This window comes from Lentzea nigeriaca (assembly GCF_016907955.1).
Classification (GTDB): Bacteria; Actinomycetota; Actinomycetes; order Mycobacteriales; family Pseudonocardiaceae; genus Lentzea; species Lentzea nigeriaca.
In genome coordinates, this window is the sequence record NZ_JAFBCX010000004.1 from 250,746 (window position 1) to 277,287 (window position 26,542).

The window sequence follows — 26,542 nt, forward strand, 5'->3', positions numbered from 1 at the left end:
TCACCAGGCGTAGGCCTCCGGAGCGGGCTTCGACCCGTTCGGGGCAGGCGCAGGGAACAGCTCGTCGAGCTTGGCCAGCACGTCGGCGTCCAGCTTCAACTCCGCCGCACGCAACGAGGTGTCGAGCTGCTCGACCGTGCGCGGCCCGATGATCGGCGCCGTCACACCGTCCTGGTGCAGCAGCCACGCGAGGCCGACGTTCGCCGGGTCCTCGCCGAGCTCCGCGCACAGCTTCTCGTAGGCGTCGATCGTGTCGCGGTACTTCTCCAACGCGTCCGCGGAACGTCCGGAGGCACTACGAGAAGCGCCGCCCTCGCGCTGCTTGCGCAGCACGCCGCCCAGCAGGCCACCGTGCAGCGGCGACCATGGGATGACACCGAGGCCGTAGTGCCGAGCCGCGGGCAGGACCTCCAGCTCGACCCACCTGGTCATCAGGTTGTAGATCGACTGCTCGGACACCAACCCGAGGAAGTTGCGCGCCAGAGCGGCTTCCTGGGCCTGGGCGATGTGCCAGCCCGCGAAGTTCGACGAGCCGAAGTAGATGACCTTGCCCTGCTGGCGCAGCACGGAGAAGGCTTCCCAGATCTCGTCCCACGGCGTGTCCCGGTCGACGTGGTGCATCTGGTAGAGGTCGATGTAGTCGGTTTGCAGGCGCTTCAACGAAGCGTCACAAGCGCGGCGGATGTTCAGGGCCGACAGCTTGTTGTCGTTCGGCCAGTCACCCATGCTGCCGTAGAGCTTGGTCGCGACGACCGTCCTTTCGCGACGGTTGCCGCCCTGGGCGAACCACCGGCCGATGATCTGCTCGGTGACGCCCTCGCCCTGCTTCCAGCCGTAGACGTTGGCCGTGTCGAAGAAGTTCAGGCCGTGTTCGTGGGCGCGATCCATGATCGCGTGACTGTCGGCCTCGGACGTCTCGGGGCCGAAGTTCATCGTGCCGAGGCACAGCCGGGAGACGGACAGGCCGCTGCGGCCGAGGTGGGTGTAGTCCATGCCGTCCACCCTGCCCCTCGGGGCGCCGGAATGCCACGTGGAGCTGCTCCAGCACAAGGCCCGCGTAGGCCTTTCAGCTCAACAGAAAATCTGATTGCAAACTCGATTGGAATTCGAACTTCAGACTAATCGAGGGCCTCGGCGAGCCCACTGCAGGGCGTGAGTACCATTCCGAATCCCGCCGATCCGTCAAAGGACAGTGATCAACAGATGCGCAGGCCCGGCTTGATCAAATTAGCCGTCGCCGTCCCGGCTGCCGGACTGATGATTTGGTTGTTGCACTTCGCCTTCGGCGACCTCGTCATGTCGGCAGGCGTCGCGGCGTTCGGCGCTGCGGTGGCGATGGGTCGCGAGCTCTGGAAACGGTGGCGGGAGCGGTTGATCGACGGCGCGGATCGCGTTCTGCTGCGCTGGACGTCTCAATTCGGCCAGCGATACCGCGAGTTCATGCTGGCCACTTTGCGGCACATCGACCAGAAAGGTCTCGCCACGATCGGGCCCTTCACGCCGGAACTGGACGAGGTGTTCGTGGACGTGAGTCTCGCGTACTGCCCGCCGCACCAGGTCCCGGAAGGAGTCGTCAACCGAGTGCCCGCGGACGTGGCGGACCGCAGGTCGATCAAGGACTTCCTCGACCAGCCCCGCCCGCAGATCCTCGCTGTGCTCGGCGGCCCCGGCAGCGGGAAGACGACCCTGTTGCGGCACACCGCACGTGAGGTCAGCCGAGCGAGGAAGTCGCTGCGCTGGCGGGTTCCCGTCCTGCTCTACCTCCGGGACCACGTCAACGAGATCGTCGCGGACGAGGACGTCTCGCTCGCCGACCTCATCCGCGGATCGCTCGACAAGCTGAAGGCCAAGGAGCCGCCGGGCTGGTTCGAGCAGCAGCTCGTCGAGGGTGACTGCGTGGTGTTGTTCGACGGACTGGACGAGGTGGCCCGCCCCGAGCAGCGCAGGAACGTGTCGGACTGGGTCGAGCGCCAGACGAAGCAGTATCCGAAGAACCACTTCGTGCTCACGTCACGACCGCAGGGCTATCGCACCGCGCCGATCAGCGGTGCCACCGTCCTGCAGGTCAGGGCGTTCACGAACGGGCAGGTGACCAGGTTCGTCCGGGGCTGGTACCTGGCCACCGAGAAGCACAGCACGCGCGGAACCGCGGACGAGATCGCCGCACGGGCCGAATCGTCGGCGGACGATCTGCTGGAGAGGTTGAGCACCGCGGCCGGCCTCTACGAACTCACGGTGAATCCGCTGCTGCTCACGATGATCTGCAACGTGCACCGCTACCGAGGCGCACTGCCGGGCAGCCGCGCCGAGCTGTACGGCGAAATCTGCCAGGTGATGCTGTGGCGCCGTCAGCAGGCCAAGAAGCTGCCGTCGGAGATCGACGGCGACAAGAAGGAAATGCTCCTGCGCGGTCTCGCGTACACGATGATGCGACGCCGTGTGCGCGACCTGCCGTACGGCGAGATAGTCAAGGAGATAACTCCAGCGCTGAGGCGCGTTTCCCGCGACCTCACTCCGCAACAATTTCTCGCCGACGTGGGATCGAACGGTCTTCTGGTCGAACGGGAGAACGGTCAGTATTCCTTCGCGCACCTCACGTTCCAGGAATACCTCGCGTCCGGGTACATCCGCGACAAGGGGAAAGTCCAGGAGCTGGCGGCGGGTGTGGACGACGTGTGGTGGCGTGAGACCACGCTCCTGTACGCGGCGAAGACCGACGCCGACCTGATCGTCACGACCTGTCTGCGGTCGGGCAGCATCACCGCACTGTCGCTCGCCGTCGACTGCAGCGACGACCAGAAGTGCGAGTTGGCACCGGAACTGCGCGAGCAGCTCGATCGCCTGGTGGAGTCCGCGCTGACGCCGGACATCAGCCCGGATCGACGACGGCTGCTGGCCGGCGTCCTGGTGACGCGGCACCTGCGGCACCAGGCGAGAACCGCGGCGGGCGGACGGGTGTGCACCAAACCCGTCACCTCCGGAATCCACCAGCTCTTCCTGCAGGACACCGGAGAGCGGTCGCGCACGGAGTCGATCATCGACTCACCCGCCCCGGTCACCGGTGTCACCGCGGTCGATGCCGTCGGATTCACCACCTGGGTGACGGCAGTGGTGGGCGGCGACGCCGTGTACCGCCTCCCGAAGCGGGAGGAGCTCGACGACCCGATCGTGTCCCGCGCGCTCGAGAGCGGGAACCTGAGCGCTTGGCTCGACCCCGGCCCCGACGGCCGGTCGGAGCTCTGGGTTCCGCACGGTGTGCCCCACCCGCACCTGATCACGGGCGACGTGTTGATCGCCCACGTCACACAGGACATCGGGCGGTCGGGCTCGACCCTCAACCGTCTTCTGTTGTTGCAGGCCGTCGACTCGATGCGCGCTCTGCGCGGCACGCTGAAGGAAGCACCGCACCGCACGTTCGAACGCGACCGCAAGCGCGACTTCGACAGGGCGGCCGAGTTGGCCGGAAGCGTTGCCAACGCGTGCGACCGCACCCACGCGATCGCTCACGTCCTCGCGAAGGATCTCGCCAGAGAACTCGAGTTCTGCTCCATGATGTCGGACGACATGGAGCAGGCAGGGTCGATGCTCGCGCGCCTTTCGGCCAACGTGGACCACCTCACCGACCTGCTCGACCGCGAGGTGGCCGTCCTGCACGCCCTGGACAACCCGCTCGGCAGGGATCTCGACTTCGCCAGATCATTGGCCTACGTCCTCGCGCTCAACCTGCCGGCGACTCCCGACCACCCCACTGTGATGGGACGCGCGCTGTCGAACGCGCTGTCGGCCGCCTGTGCCACCACCACCGCGCACTCCCACTGGCTGACCGGGTTCAGCAAGGCCCTCGCGACGGAGGCCGCGGCCGTCGATCTGAACCACGTCGTCATCCCGTCCGAACTGACGAACGACATCGCCACGGCGAAGCAGACGATGCTGGCGCTGCCTGCCAAGAACCACTCCGGCCGGCAGTGGGCTCAGCTCGTCGTACGGCGGCTGCACGATCTCGCGATGCCGGTGTGCGCCGCCGAGGACCCGTGCCCGACCGCGGACCAGGCGACCGCGATCCGGCTCGCCGCGCTCTGCCTCGCCGCCGAGGCCGACGACTGGGCCGACGAGCACCTGGGCGACCTGTTCCGGTGGATCGCGGCCGGGGTGACGTTGCTGGAGCGCCGCGCGATCGGCGTGGCGGCACCCACGGAGACCATCCTGCTCACCGTCGCGTGATCTCAGTGGGCCCACACGGAGGGTTATGAGACGCCGGTCTCAGACGACTCGCCTACCCCTTCGCCACACTGAGTGCGTCAACGGGACTCCCGGCCGGTACGCCAGATGCGTGATCGACGGCGCGTCCAGCACGTGGAGGTCAGCGCGCGCACCAGGCTTGATGACGCCGACATCGTCGCGATGCAACGCCTGTGCGCCACCGGCTGTTGCCGCCCACACGGCTTCCTCCACGCTCATCCGCATCTGCAGGACCGCCGTCGTCACGCAGAACGCCATCGAGGAGGTGTAGGACGAGCCGGGGTTGCAGTTGCTGGCCAGCGCGACGGTGGCGCCGGCGTCGAGGAGAGCGCGGGCAGGCGGCAACGACTGGCGGGTCGAGAGGTCGCACGCCGGGAGCAGCGTGGCGACCGTGTCCGACGACGCCAGCGCGTCGACGTCCTGCTGCGACAGGTAGGTGCAGTGGTCGACGGACGCGGCGCCGAGCTCCACCGCCAGCCGCACGCCGGGGCCCTCGCCGAGCTGGTTGCCGTGCACGCGCAGGCCGAGGCCCTTCTCCTTGGCGGCGACGAGCACCGCCTTCGACTGGTCGTAGTCGAAAGCACCCTTCTCGCAGAACACGTCCGCCCAGCGCACGAGCGGTGCGACGGCGTCGAGCATCTCGCCGCGGACCAGGTCGACGTACGTGTCGGCGTCCTCGCCCGGCGGGACGAGGTGGGCGCCGAGGAACGTGACCTCCTCGACGTGCTCGGCGGCGATGCGTGCCGAGCGCACCTCGTCCGGCACGTTCAGGCCGTAGCCGGTCTTGGTCTCCACGAACGTCGTGCCCTGCTTCAACGCCTCGGCGACGTGCTTGCGGACGACCTCCGCCAGTTCGGCGTCGGTGGCCTGCCGGGTCGCGTTCACGGTGACGGCGATACCACCTGCGGTGTAAGGCTTTCCGGCCATGCGCGCGCCGAACTCGGCGGTGCGGTCGCCCGCGAAGACCAGGTGCGTGTGGCTGTCGACCCAGCCCGGCAGCACCGCGCGGCCTTCGACGTCGACGCGCTCGTCGGCGGCCGGGGCACTCGCGGACGGCCCCACCCAGGCGATCCGCTCGCCGTCGACGATCAGCGCGTCGCCGCCTGCCTCGCTGTTGGTGGTCAGCTCACCGATGCCGGTGATCAGCACGCTCATGCCCACAGCTCCTCGATCGCGTCCGCCAGCAGCCTGCCGACGTCACCCAGAGTCTCGTGCACACCACCGGAGGCGACCACCCGGCCCCCGACGACCACGGTGTCCACATCGGACGCCGTCGCCGACAGGAACACCTGCTGCGGCAACGAACCCGCTGTGCGCGGCGTCGAGCAGCTGATCGCCACGAGGTCGCAGGGCGCACCTGGTTCGATGCGTCCCGCGTCCCAGCCGAGCGCGGAGTGCCGGGTGGCGGCTGCGAGCAGTTCGGCCGGCGAGAAGCGCCCACGCTGGCCGGTGCGGAGGCGTTCGTTGTGCTCCAGCGCACGGGTTTCCAGCAACGGGTCGATGACCGCGTGCTGGTCGCTACCCAACGAGATGGGGCTCCGCGCGTCGGCGAGCTCGCGCGCCGGGCCGATGCCGTCGGCCAGGTCGGCCTCTGTGGTCGGGCAGAAGCACGCACCCGTGCCGGACTCGCCGAGCAGTGCGATGTCCTCCGGCGTCAGATGCGTGGCGTGCACAGCCGTGGTGCGGGGAGACAGGGCACCGGCTTCGTTCAGCAACCCGGTCGGGGTAAGACCGTAGGCGGCGAGGCAGGCCTCGTTCTCGGCAGGCTGCTCGGAGAGGTGGACGTGCAGCGGTGCGTCCGGGAAGGCCTGCGCCACAACGGGAAGCTCGTCACGCGGGACGGCACGGACGGAGTGGATCGCGGCACCGACCCGCATCACGTCGTCGGACTCGAGGTCGGCAACCCTGCTCGCCCAGGCTTCTGCGGTGCCGTCGGAGAAGCGTTGCTGCACCTCGTTCAGCGGCTGGTCGATGCCGCCCGCGAGGTAGCAGGTGTCGAGCAGGGTCAGCCTGATGCCCGCGTCCTTCGCAGCCTCGCGCAGCGCGTACCCGAACTCGTTCGACCTGTCGTGGACGTAGTGGAACTCGCCGACAGTCGACACACCGGCGAGCGCCATCTCCCCGTACACCGCGCGGGCCAGGCGGTAGTACGACCGCGGGGTCAGCTTGGACGCGAGCGCGTACATGCCTTCACGCCACGTCCAGAACGTGCCGCCACCGTCGTGCGTACGGCCTCGCAGCGCACGGTGGAAGGCGTGCGAGTGCGCGTTGGCGAAACCTGGCACGACAACGCCGTACAGCCGCCGCACGCCCAGCGGAATCGTGTCCACTGTGGACACGCTCGCGATCTTGCCGTCCTCGACCCTGATCAGCACGCGTTCGGCGAGCCCGCCGGGCAACCAGGCCCGCTCGCACCAGTAGTTCATGAGCCGAGGTGTTCGAGCGTCGCGGCCAGCGCCTTGACGCCCTCGTCGACGTCGGCTTGCTCGGCGAACTCCTCCGGCGCGTGGCTCACGCCGGTGGGGTTGCGCACGAACAGCATCGCGGTCGGCACGTGCGCGGCGAGGATGCCCGCGTCGTGACCCGCGCCGGTCGGCAACGCCGGAACGCCGCCGAGCGCTCCCGCGATGTCGTCGCGCAATGCGGCGTCGAAGTACACCGTGTCGCCGTACGACTCCTCGGTGATCTTCAGCTCGCAACCTTCCTCCTTGGCGGCCTGGTGGGCCGCCTCGGAGATCTCCGCGACCATCGCACGGGTGCGCGTGTCGTCGGTGTCACGAGCGTCGAGCCACACGTCCACAGTGGACGCGATGACGTTGGTGCCGCCGGGGTTGGGGACGAGCCTTCCCACGGTGGCACGTCCGCCGTCCCTGGCCGCCCTGCGCGCGGCCAGGACGAGTTGGGACGCCGGGAGCATCGGGTCCCTGCGGTCCTCGATGAGTGTGGCGCCGGCGTGGTTGCCCTCGCCGCTGAACGTGAAGCGCCACCGGCCGTGCGCGAGGATGCTGGACGCGACACCGACCGGGACCGTCAGGCCGCGGCCCTGCTCGACGTGGAGCTCGACGAACTGGCCGATGCGGCCCAGGGTGCGGTCGTCCTTGCCGACCAGGTCCGGGTCGTAGCCCGCGGCCTTCATCGCCTCGGCGAGCGTGATGCCGTCGGGATCCTTGAGCGCCAACGCCTTCTCCGCGGAGATCGCGCCGGTGAGGAGGCGGGAGCCCAGGCACGCGACACCGAACCGGCCACCCTCCTCTTCGGCGAAGACCGCGATGGCGAACGGCCTGCGCGGCGTGAACCCCTTGGCCTGCAGCAGATCCACGGCCTCCAGGGCGCTCGTGACGCCGAGCGGGCCGTCGAAGGCGCCGCCACCGGGAACGGAGTCCAGGTGGCTGCCGGTGACGAGCGCGTCGTCGCCGCGCTCGCCCCACCAGGCCCAGAGGTTGCCGTTCTGGTCGGTCTCGACGTTCAGGCCGCGTGTGACGGCCTGCTCGACGAACCAGTGCCGGAGCTCGAGTTCCGGCTTGGCGTAGGCGTGGCGGGAGTAACCGCCGCGCTTGAGGTCCCGTCCGACATCCGCGATCTGGTCGAGCATCAGCCCTCCATCGGAATGCGCACGCCCTTGGCGGAAGCCACGGCCTTGGCCTCGTCGTACCCGGCGTCCACGTGCCGGATGACGCCCATGCCGGGGTCGTTCGTCAGCACGCGCTCGATCTTCTGCGCGGCCAGCTCGGTCCCGTCGGCCACCGTCACCTGACCGGCGTGGATCGACCGTCCGATGCCCACACCACCACCGTGGTGGATCGACACCCACGTCGCACCCGAAGCCGTGTTGACCAGCGCGTTGAGCAGCGGCCAGTCGGCGATCGCGTCGGAACCGTCGGCCATCGACTCGGTCTCCCGGTACGGGGAGGCCACCGAGCCGCAGTCGAGGTGGTCGCGGCCGATCACGATCGGCGCGGACAGCTCGCCGGACGCCACCATCTCGTTGAACTTCAGGCCCGCGAGGTGCCGCTCGCCGTAGCCGAGCCAGCAGATGCGCGCGGGCAGGCCCTGGAACTCGACGCGCTCGCCTGCCATCTTGATCCACCGGGCGAGCTGCTCGTTCTCCGGGAAGAGCTCCAGAATCGCGGCATCGGTCTTGGCGATGTCGGCCGGGTCACCGGACAGCGCCGCCCAGCGGAACGGGCCCTTGCCCTCGCAGAACAGCGGCCGGATGTACGCGGGCACGAAACCGGGGAACGCGAACGCCCGGTCGTAGCCGCCGAGCTGCGCCTCGCCGCGGATCGAGTTGCCGTAGTCGAACACCTCCGCGCCGCGGTCCATGAACCCGACCATCGCCTCGACGTGCGCGGCCATCGACTTCCGCGCCCGGTCGGTGAACTCCTCCGGCTTCGCGGCGGCGTACGAGGCCCAGTCCTCCAGCGCGACACCGATCGGCAGGTACGCCAACGGGTCGTGCGCCGACGTCTGGTCCGTCACGATGTCGACCGCGACCTCGCGGCGCAGCAGTTCGGGCAGGATCTCGGCCGCGTTGCCCACGACACCGACGGAAACGGCCTCACCGGCGGCCTTCGCGGCCAGGCAGCGCTCGATGGCGCTGTCCAGGTCCGAAGCGATCTCGTCCAGGTAGCGGGTCTCCAGGCGACGCTGCGCGCGATGCGGGTCGACCTCGATGCACAGCGCGACGCCCTCGTTCATCGTCACGGCGAGCGGCTGGGCGCCACCCATGCCGCCGAGGCCCGCGGTGACCGTGAGGGTTCCGCGAAGCGTGCCGTTGAAGCGCTTGTTCGCCACCGCGGCGAACGTCTCGTAGGTGCCCTGCAGGATGCCCTGCGTGCCGATGTAGATCCACGAACCGGCGGTCATCTGCCCGTACATCGTGAGGCCCTCGGCCTCCAGGCGGCGGAACTCCGGCCAATTCGCCCAGTCCGGCACCAGGTTCGAGTTCGCGATGAGCACGCGCGGCGCCCACTCGTGCGTGCGCATGACACCGACCGGGCGGCCGGACTGCACGAGCAGCGTCTCGTCGGCTTCGAGGTTGGCCAGCTCGCGGGAGATCGCGTCGAACGACGGCCAGTCGCGCGCGGCCTTGCCGGTGCCGCCGTAGACGACCAGGTCCTCCGGGCGCTCGGCGACGTCGGGGTCGAGGTTGTTGTGGAACATCCGCAGCGCGGCCTCGGTCGACCACTGCTTGGCGGTCAGCGACGTACCTCGATCAGCACGAACGGTCATCACAGAGCTCCACTTCGAATCAGGGCCTCGGCGGCAGCGATCTCGGGTGCGAGGTGGCGGTCGGGACCGGGACCGGCGACCGTCTCGCGCAACTTCGCCACGGCGGCGGCCGTCGCGGGGGCGGGCTTGAGGGGCGCGCGCAGGTCGAGAGCACGCGCGGCGGTGAGCAGTTCGATGGCCAGCACGGTGGTGAGCCCGTCGATGGCCTTGCGGAGCTTGCGGGCGGCGGACCAGCCCATCGACACGTGGTCCTCCTGCATCGCGGAGGAGGGAATCGAGTCGACGGACGCCGGCACGGCCAGGCGCTTGAGCTCGGACACGATCGCCGCCTGGGTGTACTGGGCGATCATGTGGCCGGAGTCGACACCGGGGTCGTCGGCGAGGAACGGCGGCAGGCCGTGCGAGCGCGAGACGTCGAGCATGCGGTCGGTGCGGCGTTCGGCGATGGAGGCCACGTCCGCGAGCGGGATCGCGAGGAAGTCCAGCGCGTAGGCGACCGGGGCACCGTGGAAGTTGCCGTTCGACTCGACCCGGCCGTCCGCGAGCACCACCGGGTTGTCGATCACGGACGACAGCTCGCGGTCGGCCACCGTCGCCGCGTACGCCACGGTGTCGCGGGCCGCTCCGTGCACCTGCGGGGAGCAGCGCAGCGAGTACGCGTCCTGCACGCGGGTGCAGTCGGGGCCGCGGTGCGAGGCGACGATCTCGGAGTCGCGCAGGAACGCGAGCATCCGAGCGGCCGACACGCCCTGGCCGGGGTGCGGGCGCAGCGCGTGCAGCTCGGGGGAGAAAACACGGTCGGTGCCGAGCAGCGCCTCGACGCTCATCGCGGCGGTGAGATCCGCGATGTCGAGCAACCTGGTGAAGTCGGCGATCGCGAGCGCCAGCATGCCGAGCATGCCGTCGGTGCCGTTGATCAGCGCGAGGCCTTCCTTCTCGGCCAGCCGCACGGGCTCGATACCGGCTTCCGCCAGCGCTTCCGCCGCGGTGACGAGCTCTCCGGACGCGTTGCGGACCATGCCCTCGCCCATCAACGCGAGCGCGCTGGCCGACAGCGGCGCGAGGTCGCCGGAGCAGCCCAGCGAGCCGAACTCGTGCACCACCGGCGTGATGCCGGCGTTCAGCATGCCCGCCATCGCGTCCACAGTGGACAGACGGACGCCGGTGTGGCCGGTCGCGAGAGTGCGCAGCCGCAGCAGCATCAGCGCGCGCACGACCTCCCGCTCGACCTCGGGACCGGAACCGGCGGCGTGCGAGCGGATCAGCGACCGCTGCAGCTGGGCACGGCGGTCCGGCGGGATGTGCCGGACGGCGAGCGCGCCGAACCCGGTCGAGACGCCGTAGGTGGGGCGTTCGGCCGTGGCGAGCTGTTCGATGTGGCCGCGGGCGGTGGTGACCGCCTCACGGGCGGCCGCGGTGATCTCCACCGGGGCACCGTCGCGAGCGACGGCGTGCACGTCCTCGAGGGTCAGAGGCTTCGGACCCAGCTCCACCGGTTGTCTCATGCAGACATCACAGCGCTCCGGGGCCGACTCAGCGACCCCGGAGCGCTCGATCGTGTCTGGGATACGAGACTAGCTCCGCAGGCCGCTGCCGATCCAGCTCGTGTCGGGAGAGGGCACGAGCTCGACCTTGTTCACGGCCTCCAGCACGAGGTCGCTGTAGGACTCCGCGCTCGCCCAGATCCAGGCCCCGCCGTCGAGGACCGACACCGTGTTGCCGGTGCGGAAGCCGTCCTTGCCGCGCACCCTGATCGGGTAGCTCTCACCGGCCAGGGCGGGCGCCACGGGCGAGACGTGCACGCTGACCTGGTTCCTCCAGTTCGTCATCGACTCCCACTCGCCGGGCTTGGTGCCCCACATGTGGTCGGCGAACCTGCCGTCGAGCTTGAACGCGGGCTGGTGCGTGAGCTTCGGGTCCGCGCGCACGGACTCGGCGACGCGCAGCGCGACGGTCCGCGCGTCAGGCACTCCGCGCACCTCGACGTTCAGGATGTCCTGCGCCTTCCACACAACGTGTGCGGTCGCGTCGCGCGACTGGCCCGCCCCCGTTCGCGCCCACGCCTTCAGGCCGCGGACGGTGACCGAGTCCCACCCGTTCGTGTCCGGCATCTCCGCGCTGGTGCCGATGATCACGGCCGGACCGCCGTCGTCGAACGGATAGCCCTTGGCGCCCTTCGGCACCCACGCGCGAGAGACCTGCTCATGCGTGCCACGGAAGTTCTCGACGAACCCGTCCGGCAGCCAATGCGGCGCGTACCTCAGCGCGATGCTCTGGCCGTTGTTCGGCATCAGCGCCGCGGCGGCGTCGTTACCGCTCGGCGGCGAGTACCGGTCGCTCGCGATGACGCCCGCGAAGATCAGCACGGCGACGGCCGCCATTCCGGCGGCGGCGATCATGAAGACGTTGCGGTGCCTTTTGCGCTTGCGCCGCAGGGCGTTCAGCGTCGGCCCCGGATGCGGCGTCCGCTCGGCCAGTTTGCCGAGCGCGTCCTTGACGAGCTGTTCGGTGTCGTTCACGACAGGCCCTCCCCGAGCCGCAACCCGACACCTGCGGGCTCCGGCGTGTGGTCCATCCGGAGTGTGGCCAGCGCACGTGAGATGTGGCTGCGCACGGTCCCCTCGGCACAACCGAGCATCTGTGCGATCTCCGAGTCCTCGTAGTTCTCGTAGTAGCGGAGCACGATCGCCGCCCGCTGTTTGCGGGGCAGCTTGGCGATCCGCTGCAACATGGCTTCACGCTCGTCGTAGTGGTGTGTCGTGTCTCCGACGGGCGGGGTGACGGACTCCAGGGTCGTCATGCAGAGGGCGACGTCCTTGGCGGCCCTGCGCCGGCGCCACGAGAGGTACTCGTTGGTCACCATGCGCTTGACGTAGGCGTGAGGGAGGTCGACGGAACCGATGCGATCCCACTTCTGCTGCGCGCGCAGCAGCACTTCCTGGACCACGTCCTGGGCCAGGTGCGGGTCACACGTGAGCACGGTGGCGTAGCGCAGCAACGGGGTCACCTGTTCTGCTACGAAGTCATCGAAACTCGGTGTCAATCCCGACCCCCTTCAAAACCGTCACGCCACTCCAACGCACCTGCGGCCTGTCCTGTTGAGTGTGCACTGATGGAGGAACGGCGTGGGCTGCATCACGTGGGAAAATCACGGTTGTGGGCAGCAGCAGTGACGTTCCCGCGCTCCGGCGAGGGCTCGCGGTCCTCCGGCTGCTGGCAGGCAGACCGGGTCCGGTCTCCGCGGCGTCGGTGGCACGCGAGCTGAATCTGCCCAGGTCAACGACCTATCACCTGCTGTCGGAGCTGACCGAGGCGGGTTTCGCGACGCACTTTCCCGAGGAGAAGCGGTACGGCCTGGGCGTCGCGTCGTTCGAACTCGGGTCCGCGTATCTCCGGCACGACCCGCTGGAACGGCTGGCCCGCCCGCTGCTGCGCAAGCTCGCCGACCGGATGGAGAAGGTCGCCCATCTGGGTGTCCTGCACGGCGCGGAGGCGTTGTACCTCGTGCGCGAACAGCCGCGACAGCCGCAGACGATCGTGTCCGACGTCGGCGTGCGCCTTCCCGCGCATCTGACCGCCTCCGGCCGCGCGATGCTGGCGCATGTGCCTCCGGCCCAGGTCAGGGCGTTGTTCCCGTCCGTGGCGTCGTTCGTCGACCGGACCGGACGGGGCCCGCACAACCTCCCGGCGTTGCGCCGTTTGCTGACCATGGAACGCCGTCAAGGCTGGGCGGTGGAGGACGGCTTCGTGACGGTGGGCTTCGCGTCCGTGGCAGCGCCGGTGTTCGACCACGGCGAGCGGCCGATCGCGGCCATCACGCTGACGTTCCGGCACGTGTGCGACACACCGTGCGGCCAGACGTGGCCAGAGCTCGCCAAAGAGGTCCGCAAGGCCGCGGAGGAGCTGACCGCCCGTATCGGCGGGCACGTCGCCACTTAGTAGCCATGTACATAGTAGCCATGTACTGTATCTGCCATGAGCAGTGCAGAACCCACTCCTGGGCACCTCGTGTGGCGCCTGGCGATGAAGTGGCGGACGGCCGTTGACCGCGCGTTGGACCCCCTCGGGCTGACGCACGCGCAGTACGTCGTGCTGGCGTCGTTGCTCGCCCTCGATCGGCCGTCGCAACGCGAACTGGCCGACCACACGGGCCTCGAAGCGCTGTACGTCTCGAAGCTGGCGCGCGCGCTCGAAGCGTCGGGGTTGATCTCGCGCACGCGCGATGCCGTCGACACCCGGACCGTCCGGTTGGAGCTGACCGCGCGCGGACGGTCGACGGTCGAACCCGCCGTGGCTCTGGTCAGCTCGCTGCTGGACCGCCTGCTGGAGCCCCTCGGCGAGCGCACCGCCGCCTTCTCGCGCGAGCTCACCGCACTGCTCGCCGTTCCCCTCGACTAAGGACCTCTGTCATGCCTGTTGTTCCCGTCCTCGACTCGACCATGCACTACGTGGAGTCCGGCGGCGCGCCGTTCGTGTTCCTGCACGGCAACCCCGGCTCGTCCCACAGCTGGCGCAAGGTGCTGCCCGAGTTAGGCGGCCTGGCGCCGGACCTGATCGGCATGGGCCGCTCCGGCAAGCCGGACATCGCCTACTCGTTCGCCGACCACGCCCGCTACCTCGACGCGTGGTTCGACGCCCTCGACCTGGACCGCGTGGTGCTGGTGGGCCACGACTGGGGCGGCGCCCTGGCGTTCGACTGGGCCGCCCGGCATCCCTCACGCGTCGCGGGTATCGCGTTCTTCGAGACGATCGTGAAGCCGATGAACGGTTCCGAACTGCCGTTGCCCGCACAGGAACGTGTCCGCAGGTTCCGCGCCACTGAAACGCTGGAGGACAACGGGTTCGTGCGCCAGGCGTTCACAGGTGGCGTGCTGACGCCGGTGTCGGAGCAGGACATGGCGGCTCACCTGGCGCCGTTCCCGGACGCCGAGAGCAGGCGACCGGTGCTCGCGTGGGCACAGCAGATGCCGTTCGACGGCGAGCCGGCCGAGCTGATCCCGCGCATCGAGGCCTACGACGCGTGGCTCGGCTTGTCTGAGGTGCCGAAGCTGCTGATGACCTTCTCGAACTCGCCGACGTTGCTCATCGGCCCGGAACTGCAGGCGTGGTGCGCGCAGAACATCGCCGCGCTGGACGTCGTTGCCGTCGGTGAGGCCGGGCATCACGCGCAAGAGGACCGGCCGAAGGAGATCGCCGCCGAGATCGCCGCTTGGGCGGAGCGCCACTCCCTGGTTGCATAGCGTGCATGGGGGATATTGATGTCGAGGAACTCGACTTCCCCAGTGCGGCCGAGACCGACCAGCGTGCTCTGTTCGATCTCCAGGTGGCCTGGTGGTCGAGCGCCATGCCGCCACGTGAGCTGCCGGAGTTCAGCGGGTGGGTGCGCCGGAGACTGACCCTCGACGCAGGCTGGGGCCTCCCGCGGTTCGCCGTCGCGCGGGAGAACGGACGCATCATCGGGTACGCGGACGGATACCTGCCGACGACTGCCAACACGCACCTCGTCACGGGCACCGTCGTAGTGGACCCGCGATGGCAACGCCAGGGCATCGGCACCACGCTGCTGCGGTACGCACTACGCCTGGCGAATCGGGACACCGCGGAAGCCTCGTGGGTGCCACGAGGCAGCGAGGGCGAGCGGTGGGCCACCAACCGCGGTTTCACGGTCGTCACCGCGCTGACCGTGCAGGAGCTCGTGCTCACCGACTCCTTGCCCGAAGTGGGTGAGGTGCCGCCCGGATACCGCCTGGCGCAGTGGACAGGACGGGCTCCGGAGGCACTGCTCGACGCCTACGTCGACGCGCTCAACGCGACGAACGATCAGCCAATGGGCGACAGCACGATCGAACTGGTGGAGTACACGCGAGAACAGGTGCGGCAGGAAGAGGACGACCTGTCCACCGCAGGTGTCGACGTGTGGGTTGTCCTCGCGATGCACGGCGACGAGGCCGCCGGAGTGACCGTGGTGTACCGGACTCTCTCCCGGCCTTCCGTTGCCCACCAACGGAACACCAGCGTGGTTCCGGCGCATCGCGGCAAAGGCCTCGGCCGGTTGATCAAAGCGCAGATGCTCCGTCAGCTGACCGGCATCGAGATCATCGAGACCGAGACGAACAGCACCAACGAGCACATGCGGCGAATCAACCACTCACTCGGCTACACCGATCGTCTCACCACGGTCAGCCTGTCCGCTCGCGTGGCCGATCTGAAGCTGTGAAACGAAAGCGGGGCGGACACCTCCCGGTGCCGCCCCGCCCGTTCGTCAGCTCAGATGCCCGAGGAGGCGAGCCACTCCTTCGCGACCTTCTCCGGCTCCGGCTTGTCCGGCGACGAGAGCTTCTGGTTCAGGTCCAGCAGGACCTTCGTGTCGAGCTTCTTCGAGATGGCGTTGAGGACGTCGCGGACCTGCTGCGACGCCTTCTTCTCGTTGATGAGCGGCAACACGTTCTGCGCGGCGAAGACGTTCTTCGGGTCTTCGAGCACCACGAACTCGTTGGCCTTGATGGCCGAGTCCGTCGTGAAGAGGTCGGCCGCCTGGACCGTGTTGTCCTTCAGTCCCGCGACGGTCAGCGGACCGCCGACGTCGAGCGCCTTGAACTGCTTGAACTCGCAGTTGTACTTGGTCTTCAGGCCAGGCAGGCCGTCGGGGCGGTTCTGGAACTCCGGCGGGCCACCGAAGACGAACTCCTTGCAGTACGGCACGAGGTCGTCGATCGACTTCAGGCTGTACTGGGCGGCGGTCTGCTTGGTGATGACGACCGCGTCCTTGTCCTCGGCGGCTGACTTGTCGAGGACGGTGAGGCCCTGCGGCAACGCCTTCTTCAGAGCCGCGTACACCTCGTCGGGGGCGACCTCGGTCGCCTCCTTGTTGACGTGCTTGAGCAGCACGCCGGAGTACTCGGGGATGAGGTCGATCGAGCCGTCCTGCACGCCCTTGAAGTACAGCTCGCGGTTGCCGATGTTCAGCTTCTTGGAGACCTTGACGCCCTTGCTCGCCAACGCCTGCGCGTAGATCTCGGCGAGTACGGTCGACTCCGGGAAGTTGCCGGAGCCGACGACGATCGTGTCCGTCGGGGCCGGGTTGTTGTTGCCGCCCGTCAGCGGATCACCGCCGCACGCCGACAGAACCATGACCGCGGCTAGAGCCGTGGCGATGCGCTTCATGTCTTTCCTCCGGTTCCCACTGGACGCAGCCCTGGCGAGACCGTCAGCCGTTGCAGGCCGGCGAACCCCAGGTCGACGAGAACGGCGAGCAGTGCCACGAGCACCGCGCCGGCGAGCATCTGTCCGAACTCCTGCAGGGCGAGGCCGTCGAAGACGAGCCTGCCGAGACCACCGGCGCCGGTGTAGGCGGCGATGGTGGCGGTCGCGACGACCTGCAGCGCGGCGCCGCGGAAGCCGCCGTAGATCAACGGAAGCGCGTTCGGGATCTCGACCTTCAGCAGCACTCCCGACTCGCGCATGCCGACGCCCCGTGCCGCGTCGACCGTCACCGGGTCGACCGCGCGGATGCCCGCGTAGGTACCCGCCATGATCGGCGGGATCGCCAGCAGCACCAGTGCGACGTACACCGGAAAGTCGCCGAGGCCAGCCCACAGCACGACGAGGATCAGCACGGCCGTCGTCGGCAACGCCCGCAGCGCGTTGGAGAGTCCGACGACCACGAACCCGCCCTTGCCGGTGTGGCCGACGAACGCGCCGAGCGGGATCGCGATCACCGCGGCGATCAGCAGCGTCATCAGCGTGTAGCCGAGATGTTCCAGCAACCGCACCGGAATTCCGGTGGGCCCCGACCAGTGCGCGGGATCGAAGAGCCAGCCGCCCATCAGCTCACCTCCCCGCCCGCGCCCACGGCGTGAGCACCCGTCCGAGCAGCAACAGCAGACCGTCGGCGAGCACCGCCAGCACGACCGTCCCGATGAGACCCGCGAAGACCTTCGCGGTGTTGTCGGTCTGGTAGCCCTCGGTGAAGAGCTGGCCGTAACCGCCGAGTCCGACGAGCGCGCCGACGCTCACCATGCTGATGTTCGACACGGTCGCGACCCGCAGTCCCGCGATCGTGACGGGCAGGGCGAGCGGGAAGTCGACGGTCAGGAACCGGCGCAGCGGCCGGAAGCCCATCGCGTTCGCCGCCGCGGTCACGTGACCGGGCACCGCCGACAGCGCGTCGGCGACCGAGCGGACCATCAGCGCGATCGTGTAGATCGTCAGCGGCACGATCACGTTGATCTCGTCCAGGATCTTCACGCCGATCAGCACCGGGGTGATCACGATCAGCGCGATGGACGGGATCGTGAACAGGATGTTGGCCAGCGGGAAGAGGATCGCGCGCGCCGTGGCAGACCGGCTCGCGAGCCACCCCAGCGGGATCGACAGCACGAACCCGATCAGCACCGGCACGACGGAGAGCCGGAGGTGCACCCCGGTGACTTCCCAGAACCTGTCCCAGTTCTCGAAAATCCAGGTCACTTCGGGACCTCACCCGCCGCGCGGGCCTTCGCGAGCGCCTTGATCACGTCGTCGGCCCTGACCACACCCACCACGGCACCGTTGTCGTCGACTGTCACGCCGAGCGCCGACGGCGAGCTGAGCGCCGCGTCGAGCGCACCGCGCAACGTGCTGCCGTCGTACAACGACCCCCCGGCGATCAGATCCTGGTCGCTGACCTCGATCTCACCGTCCACACCGGACAGCCAGCCCTTCGGCCGGTCCTGGTCGTCGACGACCAGGGTCCAGTCGGTGACGGCGACGCGCTGACCGAGCTTGGCCGTGTCGACCGGATGCACGGGCACGTCGGCGTGCAGGAACGTCAGCGTGCGGTAACCGCGGTCCCTGCCGACGAACGAGGCGACGAAGTCGTTGGCAGGCGCACTGAGCAGCTCCGCGGGCTTCGCGTACTGCGCCAGGTGCCCGCCGGTCTGGAACACGGCGACGCGCTCACCGAGTTTCAACGCCTCGTCGATGTCGTGCGTCACGAACACGATCGTCTTGTCGAGTTCCGCTTGCAGGCGAAGGAGTTCGTCCTGCAGACCTTCCCGCACGACCGGGTCGACCGCGCTGAACGGCTCGTCCATCAGCAGCACCGGCGGATCCGCGGCGAGCGCACGGGCGACGCCGACGCGTTGCTGCTGCCCACCGGAGAGCTGCGCCGGGTAGCGCTTGCCGAAGGCCGGGTCGAGCCCGACGATCTCCAGCAGCTCGGCCGCACGGGTGCGGGCCTTTCGTCTGTCCCAACCGGACAGCAGCGGCACGGTCGCGACGTTGTCCAGCACCGTGCGGTGCGGGAAGAGCCCGGCCTGCTGGATCACGTAGCCGATGCCGCGCCGCAGCGTCGGCGGGTCGACGGTGAGGACGTCCTTGCCGTCCACCAGGATCGTGCCCGACGTGGGGTCGATCATGCGGTTGACCATGCGCAGCGACGTCGTCTTGCCGCAGCCGGAAGGACCGACGAACACCGTGATCGTGCCCGCCTCGACCGTGAGGTCGAGCTCGTCGACAGCGATGGTCCCGTCCTCGAACCGCTTGGTGACGGCCCGGAACTCGATCACCCTTCGGATCCCTCCGGTCGTGACGGTCTCCCCGATTCGGACCGCCCTGGATGCAGATCTGTGTGACCTTAACTCGTTCGGCGTACCCCGGCACAGCATTCCAGGATGTGGCAGGCCGTATGGTTTACCGCTTGTGACGATCGACCAGGTTCGCCAGAAGGTGGCGGAGCGCGGCATCCACGCCCGCAAGCTCCGCGAGGTGTTGTCCCTGCTCAGCGAGGACTGGCACCCGCTGGCCGAGCTCGTGCGCCTGCCCGCGGTCCCCCGCCGCACGGTCCAGGACCTGCTCAAGGCGCTCGGCGACGACATGGAATCTTCAGACGATCGTTACCGCATAGCGCCCGGTGTCGTCGCTGCCTATCGCGCCGAGTTCGGCATTTCCGGCGTTCGCGACCACACGGACGTGTTGCGCCAGATCCTGGTCGACATCGCCGACGTGCCGCCGCCGCTGTCCTCGTTGGACCACGTGCAGGCCACCGCCGAGACCGCGCTGAACCGCGCGGTGTGGCTGGACTCCACCTACGACCTCGCGGGCAAGCGTTTGCTGTGCCTCGGCGACCACGACCTGACGTCGCTCGCGGTCGCGGCGGTCAACCCGCACGTGTCGATCACGGTCGTGGACCTCGACGAGCGGCTGCTGGAGTTCATCGACTCCAGGGCTTCCGCGCGCGGCCTGAACATCCGAACCTTGCACTGCGACATGCGTTTCGGGCTGCCCACCTCGGTGCTCGAGTCGTTCGACCTCGTCTTCAGCGACCCGCCCTACACGCCGGAAGGCATGGGGTTGTTCGCCGGACGCGCAGTCGAGGCGCTGGCCGATGTCGCCGACGGACGGGTGTTGCTGGCCTACGGGTTCTCCGACCGTACGCCCGCGCTGGGGCTGAAGGTGCAGCAGGAGTTGCAGAAACTCGGGCTGGTGTTCGAGGCGATCCTGCCCGCGTTCCACCGGTTCGACGGCGCTCAGGCCATCGGATCCGCCGCCGATTTGTATGTGTGCCGCCCCACTGGGCGACGTGCGGTGTCCGGTGGCACGCGGATCTACACGCACGGCGCGCAGTCCGTGGAGTCTTCCGGCCCGTCCAGGGAAGCGCTTGCCGCCCTGTCCGAACTGGCGCCGCGACCCGAGTCGTCGCCACCGCCGAAGCCGCGTCAGGCCGGGTGGGCCGAGCCCGTCGGCAAGGGCGCGGCCTCGCTGGCCGTCGACCTGTCGGCGGATCCCGGTCCGTGGCTGCTGCGGACGCTGCTGGCGTCCTCGCCCGCGCGACTGGCCTGCCTGGTGCCGAACAACCACCCCGCGGTGTCGTCGGGCGCGGGGCAGCAGGAGCTGCAATCGCTTGTGCGGACCCGGTTCTCACTCAAGTTCCTGCGCAACAACCCGGACAGCAAGACGACGATCGTCGTCGCCGACCAGGTGCTCGCCGGAACGCTGTCGGCCGGCGAGCGGGTCGTGCGCGAGATTCTCATGAAGGCGCACGGGAAGTTGCGCAACGTGTGGCGGGAAGCGTTGATCAGCGGGTCGTCCGGGCTGCTGACCAAGAACCAGGCTCGGGAGATCGTCGACAACGCCGGGGTGCTGGAGGACGACCTGGAGCTGCGGCTGATCGACCTGCCGAAGCACCGGATCGCCGCCGTGCTGAAGGCCGCCGAGGGCAGCGCTCGGTACCTGGAGCCGCCCGCCTAGCCGGCGCGCGGGATGTGCAGCGGACCGAGTGCCAGCACCGCGCGGAACTCCTTCGGCGGCACCGGACGTGAGAACAACCACCCCTGGTACGCGTCCACCCCGACACCGCGCAGAACGTGGAACTGCGTGGCCGTCTCCACACCCTCGGCCACGCACTTGCGGCCCATGGCCCGTGCCATGTCCACGACCGCGCGGGCCACGGCGAAGTCCGAGGAGTCGTTGCCCACGCCGGACACGAAGCGGCGGTCCACCTTGATGATCTGCGCCGGCAGGTCCTTCAGGCGGGCCAGCGACGAGTAGCCGGTGCCGAAGTCGTCGACGGCGAACTGCACGCCGCGCTGCACCAGCTCGTCCATCGACTGGCGGACGCGCGAGGGCAGGTCGACGAACGCGGTCTCGACCAGCTCCAGCACCACGCGTTCCCACGGGACGCCGGACTCCAGGATCGCGGTCGACACGATGTCGACGAACTCCGGATCGCCCGGCACCAGGCCCGCCAGGTTCACCGCCACCGACACCGGACGGCCGTCGGGCGCGGGCCAGGTCGCGGCCTCCTTCAACGCCGTCCGCAGCACCCAGCGGTCGAGTTCGCGCATCAGGTCGCCCTGTTCGGCGACCGGGAGGAACACGTCCGGAGGCAGCAGACCGCGGTCGGGGTGCGGCCAGCGCACCAGCGCCTCGGCGGTCAGCACGGCGCCGTCCACGCCGACGACCGGCTGGAAGTGCAACGCCAGACCGTCGTGCTGCAGGGCGTCGCGCAGCTGGCCTTCGAGGTGCACCTGACGGTCCGCGGACGCGATCAGCGCCGCGGACGCCAGGGACACGCGCCCGGCACCGCTGCGCTTCGCCTCGAACATCGCGGCGTCGGCGAAACGAAGCAAGTCAGCGCCGTTGGCACGTGACCCGTTCGGCACGGCGGCACCGATCGAGGCCGAGACCCGGACGAGCTGTCCGTGCACCGGAACCGCAGTCCTCAGCAACGAGGCGACCCGAGTGGCCAGAGCATCCACGCCACCGACGGAGTCGATGTCCTCGCAGATGATCACGTACTCGTCGCCGGACAGGCGCGCGGCCGTGCAGCCGTCCGGCAGGCCGCCCTCCAGCCGGCGGGCCAGGGCGACCAGCAGCTCGTCGCCCGCGTCGTGGCCGAGGGAGTCGTTGACGCGCTTGAAGTTGTCGATGTCGCAGAAGAAGACGGCGACCTTGGAGCGGCCGGGGCCGTCCAGCAGCTTGCCGAGCATCTCCTTCACCAGCGCGCGGTTCGGGAGGCCCGTCAGCTCGTCGTGCGTGGCCTGGTGGCGCAGGGCCTCCGCGGTGCGGCGGCGCTCGGTGATGTCGAGGAACACGATCAGCCAGAAGCGGCGGCCGTCGTCCTGCACGGACAGAGCGATGTGCAGTTCGCAGTACACCTTTTCGCCGTCGGGACGGACGAGGATGCGCTGCGGGATCTTCTGCGTGCGCTCGGCCGCCCACTGCAACGCGGGCGAGGTGTCCTCGGGGTGGGTGAGCTGCTCGGCGGTCATGCCGCGCAGCTGCTCCAGCTCCATGCCCAGCAGGTCGCACAACGCGTCGTTGGCGTCGACCAGCCGCTCGCCCTCGTCGAACAGGCCGATGCCGACGGGCGTGACCGACACCAGGTCGGTGAAGCGCTGCGAGGAACGCTTCACGCGTGCCTCCGCGATGCGCTGCTCGGTGACGTCCTGGGCGGTGCCGACGGCGAGCTGCTTGCCCTGGTCATCGTGGACGATCATGCCGTGGCAGCGGAAGATGCGGTTCGAGCCGTCGCTCAGGACGACGCGGTGCTCGCACTGCACGGCGATCTCGTCGACGGCGAGCTGGCGCCACAGGTCGTCGACCCAGTCCCGGTCCTCCGGGTGCACGAGGTCGAGATAGGCCTGGTAGGTACCCACGACGTCCGGGGGGATGCTGTAGAGCTCGCGCAGCATGTCCGACCACACGACGTCGCCGGTCGCCGGGTTCCACTCCCACATCCCGAGGCGGGCGGCTTTCTGCGCGTCCGCCAGTCTTCGGCGGTCGTCGCGCATCTGGCGTTCCAGCGCGCGTGCCTCGGTGACGTCCTGGATGGTGCCGTGGTAGCGCTCCACCCTGCCCGAGGGTGAAATCTCGGCGCGGGCGCGGCAGATGTACACGCGGTCGCCCAGCTCGCTGCGAACCTCGACCTCGACCGGCTCGTCGTCCTGGGCGTGCAGCAGCTGGTGCCGGAGCTCCTTGACGGCTTCCTTGTCGTCCGGGTGCACGCCGCTCAGCAGGTCGTCGTCCGGGGTCATACCCAGCTCGCCGTACATCTCCATCAGCACTTCGCTGCGGTGCACGGCGCGCGTGCCGGTCTCGTAGGCCCAGCTGCCGATGCGGGCGATGCGCTGGGCTTCGAGCAGCCGCGCGCGTTCCTGGGCGAGCTCGGTGGCGGCGCGCTTGGACTCGGTGATGTCGCGGATGTAGCCGGTGATCTTGTCGAGGCGGCCTTCGTCGGTCAGCCTCGCCTCGGCGACACCGCGGATCCACCGCAGCTGACCGTCCGGGCGCACGATCCGGTACTCGATGTCGATCGGGTCGCCGGTGATCTCGCGGCCCTGCCAGTACGACTCGACCATGTCGTAGTCGTCGGGGTGCACCACGTCCAGAACGGCCTGGGCCCCGGGCACGACACCGCCGCGTTCGACGCCGAGAAGCTCGTAGTGCGTGTCCGACCAGACGGTCAGACCGGTTTCGGGGTCGTACTCCCACGAGCCGAGCTCCGCGACCCGCTGCACCTTGCGCAGGCGGCGCTGTTCGTCGCGTAACGCGTCCGCGGCCGCCGCGAGGTCGGAGACGTCGATCAGCAGAACGGCCTGCAGTCCCGTCCCCGGGACGGCGTGCCTGGCCACGCGCACCGGCAGTTCGCTGCCGTCGCAACGCACCAGCCGCAGGTCGGACTGGTTGCCGAGGAGCAGCTCACCCAGCGCGTGCCCGACGAGGTCGTCGGCTCCCTGCGCGCCGGCCAGCTCCACGGCGGCGGGGTTCGCCTGCATGACGACGCCCTTGATGTCGACCAGCAACGACGGCGCGTCGGGCAGGGTCAGCCCGTCCAGCGTCACCGGAGGCTTCGCAGCCGTCCGTGCACGGCCGTTCACCACCGTCGCGCGTCCTACCCACTTGGGCACCGGCCCACCCTCTCCCGCATCCGCCGCCCGCGGCAATTCGGGTGGGCACGACAACGGCACCCGAACGGCGGCAAACACGAACCCTCTCCTCGGGTGAACACCCGAGGAGAGGGACGGTAGCGCTTCGGAGCGTCATCGCCCACCCCTTGACGGGTTAACGAAAAGCCACGTTCGTGGTTCCGGTACCCGTCAACTTGCATAAAGGTGGCGAATGTTCGGGTTGGATCAGGCGACTCCGTCGGCCTTCGCGGCCACGGCGACAGCGGCCGCGACCTCGGGTCCGACGCGCGGGTCCAGTGCTGACGGAACAATTCGATCTGGACCCAAATCATCTTTGGCGACGGCAAGAATGGCATCGGCGGCCGCGAGCTTCATGCCCTCGGTGATCCGCCGCGCACCCGCGTCGAGCGCCCCGCGGAAAATGCCGGGGAACGCGAGCACGTTGTTGATCTGGTTCGGGAAGTCGCTGCGGCCGGTCGCCACGATCGCGGCGTGCCTGGCGGCGACCTCCGGGTGCACCTCGGGGTCGGGGTTGGACAGTGCGAACACGATCGAGTCGTCCGCCATGCTCGCGATCAGTTCCTCGGACACCTTCGACGAGGACACGCCGATGAAGACGTCCGCGCCGCGCAGAGCCACGTCGATACCGCCGTCGAGGTTGCTCTGGTTGGTGACCGCCGCGATCTCTTCCTTGATCGGGTTCAGGCCGGCGCGCCCGGTGCGGACGATGCCGCGCGAGTCGAGCAGCGTGACCTCGCCGACGCCCGCGGCGAGGAGGATCTTGGCGATCGCGATGCCGGCGGCACCCGCACCGGAGATGACCACCCGCTGGTCATTCACCTTCTTGCCGAGCACCGTGTTCGCGCCGTTCAACGCGGCCAGCGACACGACGGCCGTGCCGTGCTGGTCGTCGTGCATGACGGGGCAGTCGAGCGCCTCGATCAGCTTCTGCTCCAGCTCGAAGCAACGCGGCGCGGCGACGTCCTCGAGGTTGACCGCGCCGAACGACGGGCGCAGCCGGACCAGGGTCTCGACGATCTCGTCGACGTCCGTCGTGTCGAGCACGAGCGGGATCGAGTCGAGGCCGCCGAACGTCTTGAACAGCGCGGACTTGCCCTCCATGACGGGCAGGGAGGCGCTGGGGCCGATGTCACCGAGGCCGAGCACAGCGGTGCCGTCGCTGACGACGACGACCAGGCGGTGTGCCCAGGTGTACTTCGCGGCGAGGCTCGCGTCCGCGGCGATGGCCTTGCTCACTCGGGCGACACCGGGGGTGTAGGCGATGGACAGCGCTTTCGGGTCAGCGAGCGAGGCGGTCGCGCCGACCTCGAGCTTCCCGCCCAGGTGCGCGTTGAAGATCTCCTCGTCCGTCAGCTTCGTCGGATCGGAGTTCTCGGTACGGGCTTCGTTCACTGCTGTCACGGCGTCCCTCCTGCGGTGCGGGCGGCGTAGTAGCCCCATCTGGGCTCATCACCAAACGGCGCACCGGCCCAGCGTTGTCACGCCGGGTACACGGGGCCTGGAAACTCGGTCGAGGCGCTCCGGCGAGTTGCGTCGGAAAGCCACCCGAGTGCTGCGGGTGAGGGAAGTGTGGCAGGGTCACGCTCTGCTGTCTGCGGCGGGGATCACACTTTTTCCGCAGGTCAGAGGGCATGTAGCAAGACGTCCGTCCGGTTTTCTGCACCGACCGGTCGGTTTATGCAGGCAGGAAGCACCCGATCGGTCAAGAACATTGACACCTTAGAGTGACGGCATGCAGGCGAGTTCGCTGAAAATTGACGGCGCGTTCGAGTTCACCCCGAGGACATTCCCCGACGACCGCGGCGTGTTCGTCTCGCCGTACCAGGAAGCCGCCTTCGTCGAGGCGGTAGGGCACCCGCTGAAGGTCGCCCAGACGAACCACAGCGTCTCGCGCGCCGGGACCATCCGCGGCATCCACTACGCGGACGTGCCGCCATCCCAGGCCAAGTACGTCTTCTGCCCGCGCGGCTCACTCATCGACGTGGTCATCGACATCCGCGTCGGCTCCCCGACGTTCGGCCAGTGGGACGCCGTCCTGCTGTCGGAGGAGAAGTGCAACGCCGTGTACCTCCCCGAGGGCCTCGGCCACGCGATGATCGCGCTGGAAGACGACACGACCCTGAACTACCTCTGCTCCACCGCCTACAACCCGTCCGGCGAACACGGCCTGACCCCGCTCGACCCGGCGCTCGACCTGCCGTGGCCGCGCGAGCTCGAATTCCTGCTCTCGGAGAAGGACAAGGCAGCGCCGACCCTGGCCGAGGCCTACGAGGCCGGCACGCTGCCGCGCTACGAGGACTGCCTGGCGCTGTACGCGTCCCTCAAAGCCTGAGCCTGGGCCTCGGCCAAAGCCGAGCTTTGACGACTCCGAGCACCTCGGCCGGCCCGAGTTGCTCGGAGTCGGTGCTGGCGAACGGGTTGTCTCCCACGACGTGCCACCCACCGTCCACAGGGTGGGAGGCACGCTTGATCGACAACTGACCGGGTCGGCTGGCCCACCGGACGAGGACCACGTCGTTGTTTTTGGGTGTCGCACCCCATCTGACCAGCACGATGTCCTCGTGGCGCAGGGCAGGCACCATCGACGGCCCTGTCACGAGCACGGTGGAGAGACGCGGTCTCAACGATCACCCTTCGGTCAGCCGGAGTAGGGTCCTTCT

Annotated in this window: 22 protein-coding genes; 7 read left to right on the top strand and 15 right to left on the bottom strand. The window is 69.0% G+C overall.

Translation table 11 applies throughout. The features are described 5' to 3' along the window. The gene (locus tag JOD27_RS15580) at positions 1–993 is read right to left on the bottom strand and encodes an aldo/keto reductase (RefSeq protein ID WP_204762966.1); all 993 of its coding nucleotides are present in this window, start codon (positions 991–993) and stop codon (positions 1–3) included. 264 nt (positions 994–1,257) lie between these two features. Between JOD27_RS15580 and JOD27_RS15585 the strand changes: the two genes are divergently transcribed. Then, the gene (locus JOD27_RS15585) at positions 1,258–4,221 is read left to right on the top strand and encodes an NACHT domain-containing protein (protein ID WP_204762967.1); all 2,964 of its coding nucleotides are present in this window, start codon (positions 1,258–1,260) and stop codon (positions 4,219–4,221) included. Between the two features lie 39 nt (positions 4,222–4,260). Here the strand turns inward: JOD27_RS15585 and hutI are convergent, their stop codons facing one another. From hutI to JOD27_RS15620, 7 genes are all read right to left on the bottom strand, one after another. After that, entirely contained in the window at positions 4,261–5,394 is a 1,134-nt protein-coding gene (hutI, locus tag JOD27_RS15590; protein WP_204762968.1) for an imidazolonepropionase, read from the bottom strand. Further along, on the bottom strand, positions 5,391–6,665 hold the full coding sequence (locus JOD27_RS15595) for a formimidoylglutamate deiminase (RefSeq protein ID WP_204762969.1): 1,275 nt from the start codon (positions 6,663–6,665) through the stop codon (positions 5,391–5,393). Before JOD27_RS15595 ends, hutI begins: the two co-directional genes overlap by 4 nt. Continuing rightward, complete coding sequence (locus JOD27_RS15600) at positions 6,662–7,831, bottom strand: allantoate amidohydrolase (RefSeq protein ID WP_204762970.1); 1,170 nt, start codon at positions 7,829–7,831, stop codon at positions 6,662–6,664. The genes JOD27_RS15595 and JOD27_RS15600 overlap by 4 nt, the downstream gene beginning before the upstream one ends. Further along, on the bottom strand, positions 7,831–9,471 hold the full coding sequence (hutU, locus tag JOD27_RS15605; RefSeq protein ID WP_204762971.1) for a urocanate hydratase: 1,641 nt from the start codon (positions 9,469–9,471) through the stop codon (positions 7,831–7,833). The genes JOD27_RS15600 and hutU overlap by 1 nt, the downstream gene beginning before the upstream one ends. Next, a complete protein-coding gene (gene hutH, locus JOD27_RS15610) occupies positions 9,471–10,976 on the bottom strand; it encodes a histidine ammonia-lyase (protein ID WP_204762972.1) in 1,506 nt (501 codons plus the stop codon). Before hutH ends, hutU begins: the two co-directional genes overlap by 1 nt. A 69-nt stretch (positions 10,977–11,045) precedes the next feature. Beyond that, the gene (locus tag JOD27_RS15615) at positions 11,046–11,990 is read right to left on the bottom strand and encodes a hypothetical protein (RefSeq protein ID WP_204762973.1); all 945 of its coding nucleotides are present in this window, start codon (positions 11,988–11,990) and stop codon (positions 11,046–11,048) included. Continuing rightward, positions 11,987–12,514 (bottom strand): SigE family RNA polymerase sigma factor, encoded by a 528-nt coding sequence (locus tag JOD27_RS15620; RefSeq protein ID WP_204762974.1) that lies wholly within the window; start codon positions 12,512–12,514, stop codon positions 11,987–11,989. Before JOD27_RS15620 ends, JOD27_RS15615 begins: the two co-directional genes overlap by 4 nt. A gap of 113 nt (positions 12,515–12,627) precedes the next feature. Between JOD27_RS15620 and JOD27_RS15625 the strand changes: the two genes are divergently transcribed. From JOD27_RS15625 to JOD27_RS15640, 4 genes are read left to right on the top strand one after another with little or no spacing between them, the layout of a single operon-like run. Continuing rightward, positions 12,628–13,410: an IclR family transcriptional regulator gene (locus tag JOD27_RS15625; RefSeq protein ID WP_204762975.1), complete on the top strand. Its 783-nt coding sequence runs from the start codon at positions 12,628–12,630 to the stop codon at positions 13,408–13,410. Between the two features lie 36 nt (positions 13,411–13,446). After that, positions 13,447–13,869, top strand: a complete 423-nt coding sequence (locus JOD27_RS15630) for a MarR family winged helix-turn-helix transcriptional regulator (RefSeq protein ID WP_204762976.1) — start codon at positions 13,447–13,449, stop codon at positions 13,867–13,869. An 11-nt stretch (positions 13,870–13,880) separates the two neighbouring features. Then, the gene (locus tag JOD27_RS15635) at positions 13,881–14,711 is read left to right on the top strand and encodes a haloalkane dehalogenase (RefSeq protein WP_204762977.1); all 831 of its coding nucleotides are present in this window, start codon (positions 13,881–13,883) and stop codon (positions 14,709–14,711) included. Between the two features lie 5 nt (positions 14,712–14,716). Further along, the gene (locus tag JOD27_RS15640; RefSeq protein WP_204762978.1) at positions 14,717–15,688 is read left to right on the top strand and encodes a GNAT family N-acetyltransferase; all 972 of its coding nucleotides are present in this window, start codon (positions 14,717–14,719) and stop codon (positions 15,686–15,688) included. A 50-nt stretch (positions 15,689–15,738) separates the two neighbouring features. On the opposite strand, the gene JOD27_RS15645 is transcribed toward JOD27_RS15640, so the two are convergent. The 4 genes from JOD27_RS15645 to JOD27_RS15660 are packed head-to-tail and all read right to left on the bottom strand — an operon-like array spanning position 15,739 to position 19,019. Further along, positions 15,739–16,635, bottom strand: a complete 897-nt coding sequence (locus JOD27_RS15645; protein WP_204762979.1) for an ABC transporter substrate-binding protein — start codon at positions 16,633–16,635, stop codon at positions 15,739–15,741. After that, on the bottom strand, positions 16,632–17,297 hold the full coding sequence (locus tag JOD27_RS15650; RefSeq protein WP_204762980.1) for an ABC transporter permease: 666 nt from the start codon (positions 17,295–17,297) through the stop codon (positions 16,632–16,634). Before JOD27_RS15650 ends, JOD27_RS15645 begins: the two co-directional genes overlap by 4 nt. 4 nt (positions 17,298–17,301) lie before the next feature. Beyond that, positions 17,302–17,940, bottom strand: coding sequence for an ABC transporter permease (locus JOD27_RS15655; RefSeq protein WP_204762981.1), 639 nt, complete (start codon positions 17,938–17,940; stop codon positions 17,302–17,304). Beyond that, positions 17,937–19,019, bottom strand: a complete 1,083-nt coding sequence (locus tag JOD27_RS15660) for an ABC transporter ATP-binding protein (protein ID WP_204762982.1) — start codon at positions 19,017–19,019, stop codon at positions 17,937–17,939. Before JOD27_RS15660 ends, JOD27_RS15655 begins: the two co-directional genes overlap by 4 nt. 133 nt (positions 19,020–19,152) lie before the next feature. Between JOD27_RS15660 and JOD27_RS15665 the strand changes: the two genes are divergently transcribed. After that, on the top strand, positions 19,153–20,700 hold the full coding sequence (locus JOD27_RS15665; RefSeq protein ID WP_307830143.1) for a bis-aminopropyl spermidine synthase family protein: 1,548 nt from the start codon (positions 19,153–19,155) through the stop codon (positions 20,698–20,700). Here the strand turns inward: JOD27_RS15665 and JOD27_RS15670 are convergent. Both JOD27_RS15670 and JOD27_RS15675 read right to left on the bottom strand, forming a co-directional pair. Beyond that, positions 20,697–23,861 carry a sensor domain-containing protein gene (locus JOD27_RS15670; protein WP_204762984.1) on the bottom strand — a complete coding sequence of 1,055 codons (3,165 nt, stop codon included), beginning with the start codon at positions 23,859–23,861 and terminating at the stop codon, positions 20,697–20,699. The two genes, JOD27_RS15665 and JOD27_RS15670, sit on opposite strands and share 4 nt — an antisense overlap. Positions 23,862–24,086: 225 nt before the next feature. Then, a complete protein-coding gene (locus JOD27_RS15675) occupies positions 24,087–25,283 on the bottom strand; it encodes an NAD(P)-dependent malic enzyme (protein WP_372441699.1) in 1,197 nt (398 codons plus the stop codon). Between the two features lie 331 nt (positions 25,284–25,614). On the opposite strand from JOD27_RS15675, the gene JOD27_RS15680 reads away from it, so the two are divergent. After that, entirely contained in the window at positions 25,615–26,214 is a 600-nt protein-coding gene (locus JOD27_RS15680) for a dTDP-4-dehydrorhamnose 3,5-epimerase family protein (protein ID WP_204762986.1), read from the top strand. On the opposite strand, the gene JOD27_RS15685 is transcribed toward JOD27_RS15680, so the two are convergent. After that, complete coding sequence (locus tag JOD27_RS15685; RefSeq protein ID WP_307830184.1) at positions 26,204–26,485, bottom strand: S24 family peptidase; 282 nt, start codon at positions 26,483–26,485, stop codon at positions 26,204–26,206. The genes JOD27_RS15680 and JOD27_RS15685 overlap by 11 nt on opposite strands. Positions 26,486–26,542 lie beyond the last annotated feature (57 nt).